This window comes from Mycobacterium sp. E735, from assembly GCF_001666955.1.
Classification (GTDB): Bacteria; Actinomycetota; Actinomycetes; order Mycobacteriales; family Mycobacteriaceae; genus Mycobacterium.
Map to the genome: position 1 here is coordinate 13,941 of NZ_LZIX01000048.1, position 17,390 is coordinate 31,330.

A 17,390-nucleotide genomic window follows, 5' to 3' on the forward strand; every position below is an offset into this window, starting at 1 on the left:
GATGGGGCAGGTGACAGAGCGCTTCTATCTGCTCGGCCCGCTGCCCGCCGATCGGTCGACCACGGTGCTGCAGGCCAGCGCGGGCACCGGCAAGACGTTCGCGCTGGCCGGCCTGGTGACCCGCTACCTTGCCGAGGGCGCCGCGACGCTGGACCAGATGCTGTTGATCACGTTCGGCCGGGCCGCCAGCCAGGAGTTGCGTGAACGGGTCCGCGGCCAAATCGTCGCCGCGGTGGCGGCTTTCGACGACCCGTCGGCCGCCGGCGACAACCAGTTGGTGGCATACCTGCTCGACGGCACCGACGAGGAACGCGCAGCGCGCAGGCAGCGGCTCCGCGACGGGCTGGCGGGCTTCGACGCGGCGACCATCGCCACCACCCACCAGTTCTGCCAGCTGGTGTTGAAGTCACTTGGCGTGGCCGGCGACACCGCCGCGAACGTCACGCTGCTGGAAAGCGTCGACGAGTTGATCGTCGAGATCGTCGACGATCTGTACCTCGCCCACTTCGGGCGCGAGCGCGACGACCCGGCGCTGGCCTATCGCGAGGCGCTGCGCCTGGCGCGCGAGGTCGTCAAGAACCCGTCGACGCAGCTGCGGCCGCTGAACCCCGAACCCGGATCGCGAGCCGCCGTCTGCGTGACGTTCGCGAAAGACGTTCTGGCCGAACTGGACACCCGCAAGCGCCGGCTGGGCGTCCTGGACTACGACGACCTGCTGAGCCGGCTCGCCGACGCGCTGGCCACCGACGATTCCCCCGCGCGGGTGCGCATGCACCACCGCTGGCCCATCGTGATGGTCGACGAGTTCCAGGACACCGACCCGGTCCAGTGGCAGGTGATCGACCGCGCGTTCAGCGGCCGCTCCACGCTGATCCTGATCGGTGATCCCAAGCAGGCCATCTACGCGTTTCGTGGCGGCGACATCGTGACCTATCTGCGGGCGGCCGAGACGGCGGGCGAGAAGAGGACGCTGGCCACCAATTGGCGCAGCGACGCGGCGCTCGTCGAGCGCCTGCAGGTGGTGCTGCGGGGCGCCCAACTCGGCGATCCCGCGATCGTCGTGGACGACGTCGACGCCTACCATCGGGGCCACCGGCTCGCCGGCGCCCCGCACAACGACCCGTTCCGGTTGCGGGTGGTCCAGCGAGCGACCCTGGGGCGCAGCGGGATTCAGAACCTGCCCATCGACGAGCTGCGGGCCCACATCGGCGCCGACCTGGCCGCCGACATCCGCGCCCTGCTGGCGGCCGGCGCGACGTTCGCGGGCAGGCCGCTGCAGGCCCGCGACATCGCCGTGATCGTGGAGAAGCACAAGGACGCGGCCGCCTGCTTCAAGGCGTTGTGCGACGCGGGCGTGCCGGCGGTGTACACCGGCGACTCCGACGTTTTCGGCTCGGACGCGGCCGAAGACTGGCTCTGCCTGCTGGAGGCGTTCGACCAGCCGCACCGCCCGGGAATGGTGCGCGCCGCGGCGGCCACCATGTTCTTCGGCGAGACCGCGGAATCGTTGGCGGCCGGCGGTGACGCGCTGACCGACCGGGTCGCGGAAACCCTGCGGGAGTGGGCCGGCCACGCGCGCGAGCGCGGCGTCGCCGCCATCTTCGAGGCCGCGCAGCTTTCGGGGATGGCCGACCGGGTGCTGGCCGCCCGCGGCGGCGAACGCCACATGACCGACCTGACCCACGTCGCGCAGCTGCTGCAGGACGTCGCCCACCGCGAGCGCTCCAGCCTGCCGGCGCTGCGCGACTGGCTGCGCAGGCAGCGCGAGGAACGCGCCGGTGCGCCCGAACGCAACCGGCGCCTGGACAGCGATGCGGCCGCGGTGCAGATCATGACGGTGTTCGTCAGCAAGGGCCTGCAATACCCGATCGTGTATCTGCCGTTCGCGTTCAACCGCAACACCCAGGACCGCGACGTGGTGTTGTTCCACGACGCCGGCGTGCGCTGCCTGCACATCGGCGGCAAGGACAGCCCGGACTTCAAGGCCGTCGAGGTACTCGGCCGCAAGGAGGACGCCAGCGACGACAGCCGCTTGACCTATGTGGCCCTGACCCGGGCCCAGTCGCAGGTCGTCGCGTGGTGGTCGCCGGCGTTCGACGAACCCAACGGCGGGCTGTCGCGGCTGCTGCGCGGCCGGCGGCCTTCAGAGCCGTGCGTGCCCGACCGATGCGAGCCGGCGAAGATCCCCGACGACGACGCCCTGGACCGCTTGCGCGAATGGGAGGCGGCGGGCGGCCCGGTGATCGAGCGGTCGGTGGTGGCCGCCGCGCCGTCCGTGCCGCCGGCGCCGGTGCCGGCCGACCTCGACAGCCGCCACTTTCACCGCGCCATTGACACCGGGTGGCGGCGCACCTCCTACTCCGGCCTCATCCGGGTCGCGGAAAACTCCGCGGGCGCGGGCGTCAGCAGCGAGCCGGAGGTCACCGAGCTGGACGACGAGGCCGGCGAAATACCGTTGGCGCAGAACGCGTCCGGGCGCCAGGTGCCGTCGCCGATGGCGGACCTGCCGATGGGCGCGAAGTTCGGCACGCTGGTGCACGCCGTGCTCGAGACGGCCGACCCCCTGGCCACCGATCTGGCCGCCGAGCTCGAGGCGCACATCCGCACCCACTCGGTGTGGTGGCCGGTCGACGTGCCCGCCGACGAGCTCGCGGCGGCCATGGTGCCCATGCATGACACGCCGCTGGGACCGCTGGCCGGCGACCTGACGCTGCGGCGCATCGGGCTCTCGGACCGACTGCGCGAGCTGGACTTCGAATTCCCGCTCGCCGGTGGCGATCTGCGTTCCACCGCACCCGAGATCCGGCTGGCGGACACGGCCGCGTTGTTGCGTGCGCACCTACCGGCCGATGACGCGCTGGCGTCCTATGCCGACCGCCTGGCCAGCCCCCCGCTCGGCGACCAGCCGTTGCGCGGCTATCTGACCGGTTCGGTCGACGCCGTGTTGCGGGTGCCCGACGGCGGGGGGCACCGCTACCTGGTCGTCGACTACAAGACCAACTGGCTCGGCGACCCCGACCGGCCGTTGACATCCGCCGACTACGACCGGCCCCGCTTGGTCGAGGCGATGCTGCATTCGGATTATCCGCTGCAGGCGCTGCTGTACAGCGTTGTGCTGCACCGGTTCCTGCGGTGGCGCGTGCCGGGATACGACCCCGAGGCGCATCTCGGCGGTGTCCTGTACCTGTTCGTGCGCGGAATGTGCGGCGCGGCCACCCCCGTGGTCGGCGGTCATCCGTCGGGAGTGTTCAGCTGGCGGCCGCCCGCCTCGTTGACAGCCGAGCTGTCGGACCTGCTCGATGGGAGGGCGGTCGCGTGACGCTGGAGGCGATCACCGCCGAGGGCCTGCTGCGGACGTACACCGACGCCGGCGTGTTCGAGGCCGCCGACGTCCATGTGGCGCAGCGGCTTACGGCGCTCGCGGGCGAGCCCGACGAGGGCGTCGCGCTGGCGGTCGGGCTGCTGGTGCGGGCGCTGCGCAGCGGTTCGGTGTGCGTGGACCTGCGGGCGGTGGCGGCGCAGGTCGGCGCCGCCGACCTGCCGTGGCCCGACCCGGCCGGCTGGATGGCCGCCGTGCGAGCCAGCCCGCTGCTCGGGTCCCCGCCGGTGCTGCGGCTGTTCGGTGAACTTCTGTACCTGGACCGGTACTGGCTCGAGGAACAGCAGGTGTGCGCCGACCTGCTCGCGCTCTCCATGCCCGGGGTAAGGGGCGACGCCCCGGACTTGGATCGGCTTTTCCCCCCGGGTTACGAGGAACAGCGTGCGGCCGCGGAAATAGCTGTCTCGCAAGCGGTTACGGTGCTTACTGGGGGCCCCGGGACGGGCAAGACCACGACGGTGGCGCGGTTGCTGGCGCTGCTCGCCGCGCAGGCCGAGAGCGCCGGGTTGCCGCGGCCCCGAATCGCGCTGGCCGCACCGACGGGCAAGGCCGCGGCGCGGCTCGCCGAGGCGGTCGCCGCCGAGGTGCAGAGGCTGGACGCGGCGGACCGGGGCCGGCTGGCCGGGCTGCCGGCGACGACGCTGCACCGGCTGCTGGGTTCGCGGCCGGATACGTCGGTGCGGTTCAAGCACAATCGCGGCAACCGGCTCCCGCACGACGTGATCGTCGTGGACGAGACGTCGATGGTGTCGCTGACGATGATGGCCCGGCTGCTGGAGGCGGTGCGGCCCGATACGCGGCTGATCCTGGTGGGCGACCCCGACCAGCTGGCCTCGGTGGAGGCCGGCGCGGTGCTGGCCGACCTGGTGGACGGGCTGACGGCGCGAGCCGACGTGCGGGTGGCGGCGCTGCGCACACCGCATCGATTCGGCGAGTCGATCGGCGCGCTGGCCGAGGCGATCCGGGTCGGCGACGCGGACCGCGTGATGGGGCTGCTGCGGGCCGGCGGCGAGCACGTCGAGTGGCTCGATTCCGACGGGCCGGCCGACCGGCTGCGCCCGGTGCTGGTATCGCACGCGCTGCGGGTGCGGCAGGCCGCCGTCCTCGGCGCCACCGGGGCGGCGCTGGCGTCACTCGACGAGCACCGGCTGTTGTGCGCGCACCGGCGCGGCCCCTACGGGGTGTCGCACTGGAACCGGCAGGTAGAGCGCTGGCTCGCTGAGGAGACGGGTCAGCAGCCGTCGTCCGCGTGGTATGCGGGCCGGCCATTGTTGGTGACCGCCAACGACTATGGGCTCAAGGTCTACAACGGCGACACCGGGGTGGTCGTGGTCGGCGGCGACGGGTTGCGGGCGGTCATCGCCGGCGCCACCGGAACGTTGAGCTTCGCGACCAGCCGGCTCACGGACATCGAGACCATGCACGCCATGACGATCCACAAGAGCCAGGGCAGCCAGGCCGGCGAGGTGACGGTGCTGATGCCGCCGGAGGATTCGCGGCTGCTGACCCGGGAGTTGTTCTACACGGCCGTGACCCGGGCGAAGGCCAAGGTCCGGGTGGCCGGCACCGAGGCGTCGGTGCGGGCGGCCATCGACCGCCGGGCGGTGCGCGCGAGCGGGCTGGCCCAGCGGCTGCAGTCGTCCTGAGTGCGGCGTCGCCCTAGTGCGCGCCTCCGGATTGCGCGCCGGCGGCCATCTGCTTGAGCATCACGTCGTGGATGATGTCGATCCGCGAACGGGCCTCCGCGCAGACATACGGGTCGCGGATCACGGTGAGTTGGTTGTCCTGCTTGGATTCTCCGCCGGTGGACCAGTTGGTCGAACCGGTGATGACGTCGACGCCGTCGATGATCACCATCTTCAAATGCATGATCGCCGACTTCTCGCTGTGCCCGATGGCGATGCTGTTGCCGATCTTGTCGTTGAGCCACGGGGCCAGCAGAGCCCGCTCGGACTTCCCCGCGGCCTGGGTGGAGTCGAGACTCATTTGCACGTACATCTTTTCGTCCTTCAGCGCCGACTGCAGCACCGAATTCAGTTCGGCGTCATCGTAGCCGTACATCGCCACCACGATGCTTTTGTTGGCCGACGTCAGCAGGGCCTTGAGCGCCTCGTGCACCTGGTCGACCGGGCTGTAGAAGGTTCGCGTGTCGTCGGGGTAGCCGGGCGGGAACGGCGCGGCTTTGTATTGGTCCAACTCGGTGAGCGAACGCAGTGCCATGGCGGTTTCTCCTTTACATCGCGGGAGACGTCCAGTCGGCCGGGTCGGCGCTGAGCCGTTGCGCCTCCTCGGTCAGGTTCGGTAAGTAGCCGGGGTTGTCGCGACGGCGCACCAGCACGCTCGGATGCACCAGCGCGTCGGGACCCATCGGCCGGCGCCGGCAGCCGACCAGGTACCAGAGCTTGCCGTTGTGGTGGATCGGCGCGTCCGCGAAGTCTTCGGTCACCGCGCACTGCTGCCGGTAGGCCGCTGCGTCGATCGCGAGTTCGCCGGCGACTCCGTCGGTGACCCACTTCAGCGCGATCGTCGCGAGCCGGTGATCGGGCATGAACGTTCCGCCGACGTCGGCGTGCACGCCGGCGAACCAGCGTTCCTCCAGCCCCAGCGGATGGCGTTCGACAAGGTATTCGCGATAGGGCCGGCGACGTTCGTCGATCGAGACGGCGTGGCGGATGCGCGCGACGTTGGGCAGCGAGCGGGTGTAGGGCCAGCGCAGGTTGCCGAACCTCAGGAAGCCGGCCGCCTTCACGGTGTCCCACAGGCCGAGGTAGGCGACCGGCACCGCGTGGTGCCAGACCTGATTTGGGCTGTTCTGCCGCACAGTCGAAAACAGCGGCTCGCCCTCGGTGCGCCAGCAGAACGCGCGGGCGAACTCGGCCCAGTGGGCGTACTCGTCCTCGGTGAAATATCGGTTGATGGCGTACTTTTCGACCGCGTACGGCAGCAGGTTCTCCGAACCGGGCCGCAGCAACCCCGGCCGCAGCAGCATGCCGGCCAACGCGCGCGCGGTGTAGGCGCCGCGGCTGAAGCCGAAGATGTAGAGCGCGTCGCCCGGGCGCCAGTGCTGCATCACGTACCGGTACGCCTGCGCCACATTGCCTTTCAGGCCCAGGCCGAACGCCTTCTCGATCAGCAGGTCGATTGTGCGCGACAGCGACGAGTGCGCCGATGCGGGCGCCAGCGTGCCGACGCCGGGGTCGTAGTAGGCGAGTTGGGCGGCCGGATCGTCCTTGTCCAACATCTCGAACAGCTTGGCGACATTGGTGAGGTTGCCGGCCCCGATCTGGTTGGCGGTGCCGTCGAGGCAGACGACGATCCGCTTGCCGCGCGGTCGCTCAGGGTGCTCGGACATCTCGAAGAACGCCTCTCACAGGTATGCGACTCCCTGATGTGTGGCACTCTACGACGGCCGCGCACGGTGCGGAAGAATCGCGGTCAGCATGGACAACAACAACGACGACGACGACGACTCCGCGCCGACACCGGCACCCGCATCCCGGCGCGTCCACATCGTGCGCCTCGGCGTGTTCGTCGCCTTCCTGCTCCTGATGTTCTACCTGGTGGCCATCGCGCGCGTCATCCACGTGGACGACGTGCGACGCGTGGTCTCCGCGACGGGGCCGGCCGCGCCGCTGGCCTACGTGCTGGCGTCGGCCGTGCTCGGCGCGCTGTTCGTGCCGGGCTCGATCCTGGCCGCGGCCAGCGGACTGCTGTTCGGCCCCCTCCTCGGCATCTTCGTGACGCTCGGCGCGACGGTAGGCACCGCGATCGTCGCGAGCCTCATCGGCCGGCGGGCCGGGCGCGACAGCGCCCGGGCGCTGCTGGGCACCAAACGCACCGACCGCATCGACGCGCTTATCGAGCGGCGCGGGCTGTGGGCGGTCGTCGGCCAGCGATTCGTCCCGGGCATCTCCGATGCGCTCGCGTCGTATGCCTTCGGGGCGTTCGGGGTGCCCTTGTGGCAGATGGTCATTGGCTCGTTCGTCGGTTCCGTGCCGCGCGCGTTCGTCTACACCGCGCTGGGCGCGTCGATCGGCAACCGATCGTCGCCGTTGGCGTACGCGGCGATCGCGGTGTGGTGCGTGTCGGCGATCGTCGGCGCGTTCGCCGCGCGCCGCGGATTTCAACGGTGGCGCGCCCACGCGCGCGGCGCCCAAGGAGAGGGCGGCGACGACGATGCACCTCAGCGGTCCGGCCGCCACCGATAGATGACAGCGTCGCGGTGGTGAGCGGCTCGAGGCAGCGAGGCAACCCCCGACGCTGGTCAGCCCACTCGGATGACGATCTTCCCGAGGTGCGCGCCTTCCGCGATTCGGTTGAACGCCGCTGCGGCATCATCGAATTCGAAAACCCGGTCGATCACCGGCTGCATTCCCGTGGCGCCGACTGCGCGCACCAGTTCCTGCGTATCGCCGCGGTCCCCGACCGTGATCGACCGGGTTGTCGCGCCGGCGCCCTTGAGGAGGAAGTAGTCGATGCCGGGGTTGGCTTCACTGAGGAAGCCAATCAGCGTCACCTCTCCGCCAATCGCGACCGCCCGTAAAGACTGGTCGATGGTGGCTGGGCCGCCGACTTCGACGACGCGATCGACGCCTCGGCCGTCGGTCAGGGCGCGGACCCGCTCACTCCACTGCGGGTGGTCGCGGTAGTTGATGACATCGTCGGCCCCCAACGCCGTCAGGGCCCGTGCTTTCTCGAGGCTCGACGTCGTCGCGATGACCCGAGCACCCAGCAGTTTGGCCAGTTGAAGCGCGAAGACGGAGACACCGCCCGAACCGAGGGTCAACACAGTCTGGCCGGCGCGGATCGGCGTGGGGCCGCCCAGCGCATTCCAGGCGGTGACAGCCGCGCAGGGCAGTGTCGCTGCCTGTTCGTCGGTCAAGGCGTCCGGCGTGGCTACCACCGATTCCCGCGATACCACTTTGTATTCGGTGAGCCAGCCATCTTGCCCGCTGCCGTAGCTGTCGGAGTTCGCCGTCGCCGGTAGCGGGCCGCCGAACCACCTGGGCTGGAATATGCTCATGACGCGGTCGCCCGGGTGGTAGTCCTCAACGCCTTCACCGGCCTCGGCCACTTCGGCGGCAGCGTCGCTGCACGGCACGAGACCGGACTTGCTGTCGCGCACGTAGCGCCCCAGCGGGATCGCGATGTCGCGATAGTTCAGTGACACCGCCCGGATCTTGAGCAACAGTTCACCGCGTTGCGGGGCGGGGATGGGCTCGTCGCTCATCTCCAGACCGTCGAGTCCACGTGAGTTGTCGAATCGGTATACCCGCATCGGGGCGCTCCTTACCTGGGGCGGTGCGCTAGGGCGTTACCACGTGAGCGCGCGATCCACTACCGCGGATGCCGCGCCCTGCTCTAGCTCTGCGGGCGCTCCGCAGCCACGAACAGGTTGCCCGGCACCGCATCCGCGACCTCCTTGGCCGCCGTGCGCCCGTAGCCGGCCATCAGCTCGTCGGCCGGCGTGACCGTCACGCTCCAGCCGTGGCGGCGGAACCAGTCGCCGACGTCCTCGCGCTCCTCGAAGTACCACAGCTCGTCGGTCCTCGGCACCTGCCGGTCCGGGTCGACGCGCGCCATCAGCGCGCGGACCCGGTCCATCCGCTCGCGACGCTTGGCGCGGAACTCGGGGTCGAGGAACTTCGGTCCGAGCGCCTCCACGGCCACCCGGCTGCCGGGGGCGGTGAGCGCGTGCACGCGGTCGAACAGCAGCTCCTGGGCGGTGGCCGGCAGGTAGGGCATCAGCCCCTCGGCGGACCACACACTGGGCGCCGACGGGTCAAAACCCGCGCCGCGCAAGGCCGTCGGCCAATCGTGGCGCAGGTCGACCGGGACGGCGACCCGGTTGCACGCGGGCTCTGCCCCGTGTTCGGTCAGCGTCGACAATTTGAAGTCCAGCACCCGGGGCTGATCCAGCTCGTAGGTCGTCGTCCCGTCCGGCCAGGACAGCCGCCAAGCCCGCGCGTCCAGGCCCGCGGCCAGGATCACCGCCTGACGAATGCCGGCGCGCGTCGCGGCGAGGAAGAACTCGTCGAAAAACGCCGTCCGCGAGGCCATGTAGCCGACCATCGCCTGCATCTGCAGCGGCAATTCGGGTTCGGCCTCGATGAGTTCGTCCGGTAGCTGCGGTGCCGAATGCCAGTTCCACACCCCGTCGCCGGCGGCGTCGAGGAAGACCTGCGCGAACGGGTCCCGGATCAACGGGTTGTCGCTTCGCGTCTCCGCGGCCCGCGCCGACGCCACGCCCAGTGCGGTGGCCCCCACGCTCTCGGTGATCTCCCAGCTGTCGTTCTCCGTCCTGGCCACGCGCATCCCCTCGAATCGATAGTTCGCCTACATACTCGACCGTACGCGCGCCGGATGGGTGGGAGCTATCGCGTAACCGGCTATCCGGTTAAGTTGTCGGCGAGCCGGCAAGCGGCAATTGTTTGCGGCGCCGAACGGATCCGAAGGATCGTTACACCATGCGAGTCGACGGGCGCGAGGTCATCGTTTCCGGCAGCTTGCTGCAGCCGCTGACCCGCCGCACCAACGACATCCTGCGGCTCGCGGCGAGCGCGACCTTCCTCGCCGTGGTGATCACGAGTTCGCTGATCACCCGGCCGCAGTGGGACGCGCTGGAGAAGTCGATCTCGCAGATCGTCGGCGTGCTCTCCCCGCGGCAGTCCGATTTGGTGTACCTCGCGTACGGCGTGGCGATCCTGGCCCTGCCGTTCATGATCCTGATCGGCCTGGTCGTCGGCCGGCAGTGGAAGCTGCTCGGGGCGTACGCGGCCGCCGCGGTGCTCGCGGCGCTACCGCTGTCGATCGGCGGCAACGGGTTTTCGGCGCCCCGCTGGCACTTCGACCTCTCCGAGCGGCTGCAGACCGTGCTGGGCCAGTTCCTCGACGACCCGCGCTGGATCGGCATGCTGGCGGCGGTGCTGACCGTCTCGGGGCCGTGGCTGCCCGCGCGGTGGCGGCACTGGTGGTGGGCGCTGCTGCTGGCCTTCGTGCCGATCCACCTGGTGGTCAGCGCCATCGTGCCGGCGCGCGCCCTGCTGGGCCTGGCGGTCGGGTGGCTGGTCGGCTCGCTGGTGGTGCTCGTGGTCGGGACCCCCGCGCTCGAGGTGCCGCTCGAGGCCGCGGTCCGCGCGATGGCAAGGCGCGGGTTCGTGGTCACCCGGCTCACCGTGGTCCGCCCGGCCGGCCGCGGCCCGCTCGTCCTCTCGGCCGGCTGTGCGGAGCCAGACGGCGCCGCGGTCGTCGAGTTGTACGGACCGCATCAGCGCAGTGGCGGCGCACTAAGGCAGCTCTGGATAAAGCTGCGGCTGCGCGACACCGAGACCGCGCCGCTGGTGACCTCGATGCGCCGCGCCGTCGAGCACCGCGCCCTGATGACGATCGCCATCGGGGAGGTGGACCTGGCGAACACCTCGACGATCGCCGTCGCCACCCTCGACCGAGGCTGGATTCTGTACTCGCACAAGCCACCCCACGGCCTGCCGCTCGGTCGGTGCGCACAGTCGACCCCCGTGGACCGGGTGTGGAGGTCGCTGCGCAGGCTCAACGACCAGCAGATCGCCCACGGCGACCTGCGCGCCAACGAGATCACCTTCGATGAGGGCACGGTGCGCTTCGGTGGCTTCCACAACGCCGAATACGGTGCCAGCGAGGCCCAACTGCAATCCGACATCGCGCAGCTGCTGGTGACCACCTCCGCCCTGTATGACCCCAAATCGGCGGTGGCCGCGGCCATCGACGCGTTCGACAGGGACACCATCCTGAGCGCGTCGCGTCGGTTGACGAAAGTGGCTGTGCCGCGGCTCATTCGGAGGTCCGTCCCGAATGCGGGCGCCGTCATCTCGGCGGCCCGCGCGGAGGTGAAGCGCCAGACCGGGGCCGACCAGATCAAGACCGAGACCATCACCCGGTTCACCCGCAGCCAGCTCATCCAGCTGGTGCTCTTCGGCGCGCTGGTGTACGTCGCCTATCCCTTCATCAGCACCGCGCCCACGTTCTTCTCCCAGCTGAGGTCCGCCAACTGGTGGTACGCGCTGCTCGGCTTGGCGGTGTCGGCGCTGACGTACCTCGGCGCGGCCGCGGCCCTATGGGCCTGCACCGACGGGACGGTCAACTATTGGCGGCTGTCATTCGTCCAGGTGGCCAACACCTTTGCCGCGACCACCACGCCAGCCGGCGTCGGCGGGCTCGCGCTGTCCACCCGGTATCTGCAAAAGAGCGGCCTGTCGGCGATGCGAGCCACCGCGGCGGTCGCGCTGCAGCAGGCCGTGCAGGTGATCGTGCACCTCTTGCTCTTGATCTTCTTCAGCGTGGTCGCGGGCGCGTCGATGCACCTGTCGCACTTCGTGCCGAGCGCCACGATGCTGTACCTGATCGGGGGCGTGGCACTCGGCATCGTCGGCACCTTGCTGTTCGTGCCGAAGTCGCGGCGCTGGCTGGCCACCGAGGTGCGCCCGAAGCTGAACGAGGTGACCGGCGATCTGGTGAAGCTGGCCCGCGAGCCGCGGCGACTGGCGCTGATCCTGCTCGGTTGCGCGGGAACGACTCTCGGCGCGGCGCTGGCGCTGTGGGCCAGCGTCGAAGCGTTCGGCGGCGGCACGACGTTCGTCACCGTCACCGTGGTCACAATGGTCGGCGGGACACTGGCCTCCGCCGCGCCGACACCCGGCGGCGTCGGCGCCGTCGAAGCGGCGCTGATCGGTGGCCTGGCCGCCTTCGGCGTTCCGGCGGCCGTCGGGGTGCCGTCCGTGCTGCTGTACCGGGTGCTCACCTGCTGGCTGCCCGTGTTTGTCGGCTGGCCCGTGATGCGCTGGCTGACCAAGAACGAGATGATCTAACGGGCGCTGAGCGCGCTCACTCGCTCCCTGCCTGCACGACCACGAGAATCGTTGACGTGCGGGCGCTTTCGCCGACCCTGGAAGTCAGGTTGACCAGGTAGTACTCCTCGGGCACCGACCGTGCGACCGCGATCGGAACGTCGACGGTCGCCGACCCGTCGGCGGAGAATTGGCCAGCCGTGGGCGTCACGGTGATCCCGCGGTCCGAGGCGGCGCCGGTGACCGTGTAACCCCCGTCGCCGGCCATCCGTTGCGCGTCGAGTCTCACCGTGCCCGTGCTCCCCGGCGCGATCGTGACCACCGGGTTGGCGACGTTGACGGTCACCGCCGAACCACCCGCGCCGAAGGACGGGGGCGCCGCCGATTCGCTTGTACCCCAATGCTTGTCGGGGTAAGCGCCCAGCGAGAACGCCAGTTCGCCCCCCGTGCGGACGAACGACTCGGGCAGCCACGTGTTGTCGGTGGCGCGACCGTCGACGCGCAGGCCGCTGATGTACCTGAGGTGGTACGGTCCGGACGCGCCGGGCGCCGAGATCCGGATGGCTTTGCCGTGCGGGAGCGCGATCACCGCGCGGTCGAAAAGCGGTGCGCCGACGGTGAGGATCGCCGTTCCGGGTGTGCTCGGGTAGAGCCCCAGCGCCGCCCAGACATACCAACTGGCCATCGCGCCGAGGTCGTCGTTGCCGGGCTCGCCGTCCGGCGTCGGGCCGAACAGGCCCCGCACCCGGTCGACCGTGTGTTGCGCCTTCCACGGCTGACCGATGTAGTTGTACAGCCACGGCACCCCGAAGCCCGGTTCGTTGCCGGCCCACAGGTAGGGCTCGTTGGGCCCGACGTTGAGTCTCTCGGTGAAGGCGTCGAGGCGCGCGGCCACCGCGTCACGGCCGCCGAGCGCGGTCACCAGGCCGGCCACGTTGTGCGGCACCCACCAGACGTACTGCGCGGCGTTGCCCTCGTCGTAGCCGATCTGGCCGAAACTCGACTGGGGCTCGACGAAACCCGGGCCGTCGCGGAAGAATCCGGTCCAGCTGCGCGGTGAGACGTAACCGGTGCTCGGGTTGAACAGGTTCTGCCAATACTGCGACCGGGCTTGGAATTCGGCGGCCGTGGCGTCCTCGCCGAGCGAGTCGGCGAATCGCGAGATGGCGAAGTCGTCGACCGACCATTCCAGCGTGATCGACGCGTCGGCGATCCAGCCGTCGAGGCCGAATTCCTGCGTGAAGGGTGCGTAGCCGCGCTCCAGGTAGGTGGCGATGCCCGGCCGCTCCACGTATTTGTTCAGCCCGACCCCGCCTTTCGTCGCCGCATTCACCATGTAGCGCAGCGCCGTTCGGGTGTCGAAGTTCTCGGCCCCGAACGCGTGGAGGTTCACGATGAGCGGCACGACGTTGTCGCCGCTCATCTCCGCGGTCGCGGCGTTGGCGAACGCCCAGCGCGGCAGCGCGCCGCTCTGCTCGGCGTCGTTCACCAGCGATTGGGCCATGTCGCCGGCCCGGTCTGGAAAGAGGAGCGCCTGCAACGCCGCCAGGCAGCGGTAGGTGTCCCAGTCGGAGAAGTTGGCATACTGCGTCCGCCCCGCGGCCACGGTGTGCACGGCGCCGTCGAACCCGACGTATCGGCCGTCGGCGTCATTGAAGGTGTTGGGGTGCAAGAGGGATCGGTACAGCGAGGTGTAGAAGGTGTCCAGGTCGTCGACATTGCGGCCGGCGACGGCGATGCGTGACAGGCTGGCATTCCATTCCCGCGACGCCGCGGCGCGCACGTCGTCGAAACTTGCGCCGCCCTCGGCCGCCAAATTCGCCCGCGCCCCGTCGATGCCGACGTAGGAGATCGCGGTACGCACCTCTAGCACCGAGCCGGGCGGGAACTGCACGTATCCGCCGCTGTACGGGGAATTCGCGCTGCGGGCGCCGGGGTAAACCGCGAAGCCATCCCATGCGCCGTAGGCGGTGAACGGCTGGCTGAACTTCATCGCGAAATAGACCGTGTACGTGTTGTTCTTGCCGCAGAATCCGCCACTGGTGGCCCAGCCCGTGATCGTCGTGTTGTCCTCGCCGATCTGAATGGTTGCGCGGGAGTTGCCGGCCAGCGATGCGCCGGATCGCACCTGAAGCAGGGCGGGGCGGCCGTTGTGCGGGTAGCTGAACCGGCCGACGCCGGTGCGCGTCGTGGCGGTGAGTTCGGCCTTCACCCCGGTATCCGGAAACCGCACCGTGTAATAGCCCGGCACACCCTGTTCGGTGTCGTCGTGGGCGATCCGCTCCCAGGACTTCCAGGGTTGCATGCCAATTCCGTTGCCGGTCGGCAACATCGAGATGTCACCGAACGCCGCGCAGCCGACCGAGGCGTGGGTCATGCTGAACCCGCTCGCGCGCGGGTTGTCGTAGTTGTAACCGGCGTAGTTGCCCACCGTGTCCGGTGAGTACTGCACCATTCCGAACGGCACGGTGGCGCCCGGGAAGTTGTTGATCTCCCCCACCGTCCGGCCGCCCGTCCCGGTGCCGATGAGCGTGGCGACGTGGTCGACCGGGCTGGCCACCAATGTGGGCTCGCCGTCATAGGCCATCGGCGGCGCGGCAGCGATGAACGCCATGAAGACGACCGACGCCGCGAGAATCGCGACGATGGTCCTTCGTGCCCGCATACCTGTCTCTTACTGGACAACTGTGTATTGAGTGGGCGTTTTCCAACCGAATTGGATAACGATTTGCTTCGACGATCACGGCGGCGCCCAAAGTTCAAATAAATATCGGCAAACGCGGGTGCCATTTCGGCTACTGTCGTCTCGGCGTGGCCGGCGCTGGTACCGGCCCCAATTTTCGGGAGATTGGATCGATGAAACATTTGACGACAGCAACCATTTCCGTGGCGCTGAGTTTGGCGCTCGTCGGTTGCGGCGGTGACCACAAATCCGGCAATCAATCGACGACATCGACGACCACATCCGCCTCGACATCCACCACGTCGTCGGCGACCAGCGCGGCACCGGCCGCCAAAGCCAAATACACCATCGCCGACTACGTGAAGGACAACCACATCACGGAGACCCCCGTCCATCACGGCGATCCCGGCCCGAACGTCGACCTGCCGGTGCCCAACGGCTGGCAGCTCAACCAGAACGCGGGCACGTCATATGGCGGCATCGTCATGACCCAGCCCAGTAACCCCGCCGACGCGCCCACCGTCTCGGCGCTGTTCTCCCGGCTGTCGGGCAACGTCGACCCGGCGAAGGTCATCCAGTACGCGCCGGGCGAGGTGCAGAACCTGCCCGGGTTCGACGGCAGCGGCGACGGCAGCGCGTCGACGCTCGGCGGTTTCCAGGCGTGGCAAATCGGGGGCACCTATCAGAAGGACGGCGCCACCCGTGTCATCGCCCAGAAGACGGTGGTGATCCCCAGCCAGGGCGCCGTCTACGTGCTCCAACTCAACGCCGAGGGCCCGCAGGCCGATCAGGGCCCGCTGATGGACGTCACGAAGATCATCGACGACCAGACGACGATCACGCCGTGACCTAGGACCGTGCTGCCCCTCGGCCCTAGGCCGGGGGCCCGATTGGCCTTACGGTAAGCGCATGGCCGAGCAGTCGCATCAGATAGAGGCCGGGCATCCCCCGTCGGCGCTGATGCGCATCGTCAACCCGATGATGGGTTTCCTGTTGCGCACCCCGCTGGCCGGTCCCGCCCGCAAACAGCTGATGGTGCTGAGCTTCACCGGGCGAAAAACGGGCCGGCCGTTCTCAATTCCGTTGAGCGCCCATGTGATTGACGGTCAGCTCTACGCGCTGACCGGCGCGCCCTGGAAGCAGAACTTCCGCGACGGCGCACCCGCTCAGGTCGTCTACGACGGCAAGACGACCGCGATGCGCGGCGAGCTCATCCGCGACCGGGCCACGGTGTCCGACCTCTTCCTGCGCTGCGCCGAGTCCTACGGCGTCCAGCGCGCGCAGCGGATGATCGGGCTCAAGTTCCGCGATCACCGGATACCGACACGCGACGAGTTCGCCGAGGCGGTCGACCGGATGCACCTGGGAGCGGTGCGCCTGATCCCGGTGGGATAGCCGCTCAGTTGTCGGCGCCGAAGGCCCGATCGTGCGCGGTGAGCAGGCGCTGGTCGAACCGCGAGCGCGACGTGATGACCTCCCTGCCCAACTCCGAGAAGTCCTTCGCGATTTGCTCGGCCAGCGCGCCCAGCTTCATGTTGCGCACCTGCGACAGGGATTTGAGTAGGTTGAACGCCGCCAGCTCGTCGACGCCGTAAACCAACATCAACATGCCCTTGGTCCGGTCGATGGCGCCGCGACGCTCGGCGATCTCGGCCACCTGCTCGCTGATGCTCTCCTCGCGCTTGCGGCTGCGCGCCGGGGTGACGTCCACGTAGAAGCCGTGGGTGCCGATCACCTCGCCGTTGCTGTCGCAGAATTGGTCGCCCACCACGACCACGTCGTGGGTGTTGCCGCGAGTGTCCACGATGCGGTGCCTGGTGCTGAACGCCTGCCGGTGTTCGACCATGTCGTTGATGGTTGCGGCGACCTGGTTGCGGTCGGCCGGGTGCTTGTGGGCGATCACCAGCTCCGTCGTCGGGGTGACGGTTCCGGGTTCGTAGCCGTGCATCCGGTACACGGAGTCGGACCACTCCCAGCGCTGGTCCTCGAAGTAGAAGCGAAACCACCCGGCCCGCTGCGGCGTGCCGCCGGCGAGGGCCTCCTCCACCGCCGCCGTCTGGCCGTCTAGTTCCCACGCCACAGCGCACGCCCCGTCTCCGACTTTGCCGCCCACCCCGCCCTCCCTTCGAGCGACGCCTTCCGGATGGCGTCGCTTTCCTGCAGCCGCAGCGCGGACACGCGGCATAGTTCGCGCGCCCGGTCGAGCTGCTGACGCGAGCGCTGCATGGAGCTGGCGACCGAAGGCTGCAGCGACCGGGTAGAGGCCGAATACGCGCCCGCACCGGTCGCGGAGCGCCGCCGCAGGGTTTCCCGCAGCGCGGCCGTGCGGCGCGCCGCTCGAACGCGATGGGCCTTCTGCCGGCAGGCCGGCGAGCAGTAGACGGCATCGGCCCGGGCCGAGAAACCCGCCCCGCACATCGCGCATGTCATCCCCGGCATAGCCGTTACGTTACAGCTATCTGCGGGCGCGTTACAGCTATGGCCGCTAAGTGCGGAACGGGCCGTG

13 protein-coding genes are annotated in these 17,390 nt (G+C 69.5%); 6 read left to right on the top strand and 7 right to left on the bottom strand.

The genetic code is table 11. The annotated features are described in order from the left end of the window. Nucleotide 1: 1 nt before the first annotated feature. Nucleotides 2-3,319 (top strand): exodeoxyribonuclease V subunit beta, encoded by a 3,318-nt coding sequence (gene recB, locus A5704_RS03905; protein ID WP_067887458.1) that lies wholly within the window; start codon nt 2-4, stop codon nt 3,317-3,319. Beyond that, nucleotides 3,316-5,025, top strand: coding sequence for an exodeoxyribonuclease V subunit alpha (gene recD, locus A5704_RS03910; protein ID WP_067887461.1), 1,710 nt, complete (start codon nt 3,316-3,318; stop codon nt 5,023-5,025). Before recB ends, recD begins: the two co-directional genes overlap by 4 nt. A 13-nt stretch (nt 5,026-5,038) precedes the next feature. Here the strand turns inward: recD and A5704_RS03915 are convergent, their stop codons facing one another. Next, a complete protein-coding gene (locus A5704_RS03915; RefSeq protein ID WP_067783283.1) occupies nt 5,039-5,599 on the bottom strand; it encodes a phospholipase D-like domain-containing protein in 561 nt (186 codons plus the stop codon). A gap of 13 nt (nt 5,600-5,612) precedes the next feature. Next, a complete protein-coding gene (locus A5704_RS03920; protein WP_067887464.1) occupies nt 5,613-6,731 on the bottom strand; it encodes a DUF2235 domain-containing protein in 1,119 nt (372 codons plus the stop codon). Nucleotides 6,732-6,819: 88 nt separating this feature from the next. Between A5704_RS03920 and A5704_RS03925 the strand changes: the two genes are divergently transcribed. Continuing rightward, nucleotides 6,820-7,587, top strand: coding sequence for a TVP38/TMEM64 family protein (locus A5704_RS03925; RefSeq protein WP_067754743.1), 768 nt, complete (start codon nt 6,820-6,822; stop codon nt 7,585-7,587). 56 nt (nt 7,588-7,643) lie between these two features. Here the strand turns inward: A5704_RS03925 and A5704_RS03930 are convergent, their stop codons facing one another. After that, nucleotides 7,644-8,567, bottom strand: a complete 924-nt coding sequence (locus A5704_RS03930; RefSeq protein ID WP_231968774.1) for an NAD(P)-dependent alcohol dehydrogenase — start codon at nt 8,565-8,567, stop codon at nt 7,644-7,646. Between the two features lie 173 nt (nt 8,568-8,740). After that, nucleotides 8,741-9,688: a class I SAM-dependent methyltransferase gene (locus tag A5704_RS03935; protein WP_067887491.1), complete on the bottom strand. Its 948-nt coding sequence runs from the start codon at nt 9,686-9,688 to the stop codon at nt 8,741-8,743. Between the two features lie 158 nt (nt 9,689-9,846). Between A5704_RS03935 and A5704_RS03940 the strand changes: the two genes are divergently transcribed. After that, entirely contained in the window at nt 9,847-12,222 is a 2,376-nt protein-coding gene (locus tag A5704_RS03940) for a lysylphosphatidylglycerol synthase transmembrane domain-containing protein (RefSeq protein WP_067754749.1), read from the top strand. Between the two features lie 16 nt (nt 12,223-12,238). On the opposite strand, the gene A5704_RS03945 is transcribed toward A5704_RS03940, so the two are convergent. Further along, nucleotides 12,239-14,866 carry a GH92 family glycosyl hydrolase gene (locus A5704_RS03945; protein ID WP_067887470.1) on the bottom strand — a complete coding sequence of 876 codons (2,628 nt, stop codon included), beginning with the start codon at nt 14,864-14,866 and terminating at the stop codon, nt 12,239-12,241. Between the two features lie 191 nt (nt 14,867-15,057). Between A5704_RS03945 and A5704_RS03950 the strand changes: the two genes are divergently transcribed. Together A5704_RS03950 and A5704_RS03955 are read left to right on the top strand one after the other, a co-directional pair. Then, nucleotides 15,058-15,732, top strand: a complete 675-nt coding sequence (locus tag A5704_RS03950) for an LpqN/LpqT family lipoprotein (protein ID WP_067754756.1) — start codon at nt 15,058-15,060, stop codon at nt 15,730-15,732. Nucleotides 15,733-15,793: 61 nt separating this feature from the next. Beyond that, nucleotides 15,794-16,279, top strand: coding sequence for a hypothetical protein (locus tag A5704_RS03955; protein ID WP_067754759.1), 486 nt, complete (start codon nt 15,794-15,796; stop codon nt 16,277-16,279). 4 nt (nt 16,280-16,283) lie between these two features. On the opposite strand, the gene A5704_RS03960 is transcribed toward A5704_RS03955, so the two are convergent. Continuing rightward, nucleotides 16,284-16,964 (bottom strand): PAS and ANTAR domain-containing protein, encoded by a 681-nt coding sequence (locus tag A5704_RS03960; protein ID WP_067754762.1) that lies wholly within the window; start codon nt 16,962-16,964, stop codon nt 16,284-16,286. Further along, nucleotides 16,949-17,323 (bottom strand): hypothetical protein, encoded by a 375-nt coding sequence (locus A5704_RS29030; RefSeq protein WP_156670099.1) that lies wholly within the window; start codon nt 17,321-17,323, stop codon nt 16,949-16,951. The genes A5704_RS03960 and A5704_RS29030 overlap by 16 nt, the downstream gene beginning before the upstream one ends. Between the last annotated feature and the right edge of the window lie 67 nt (nt 17,324-17,390).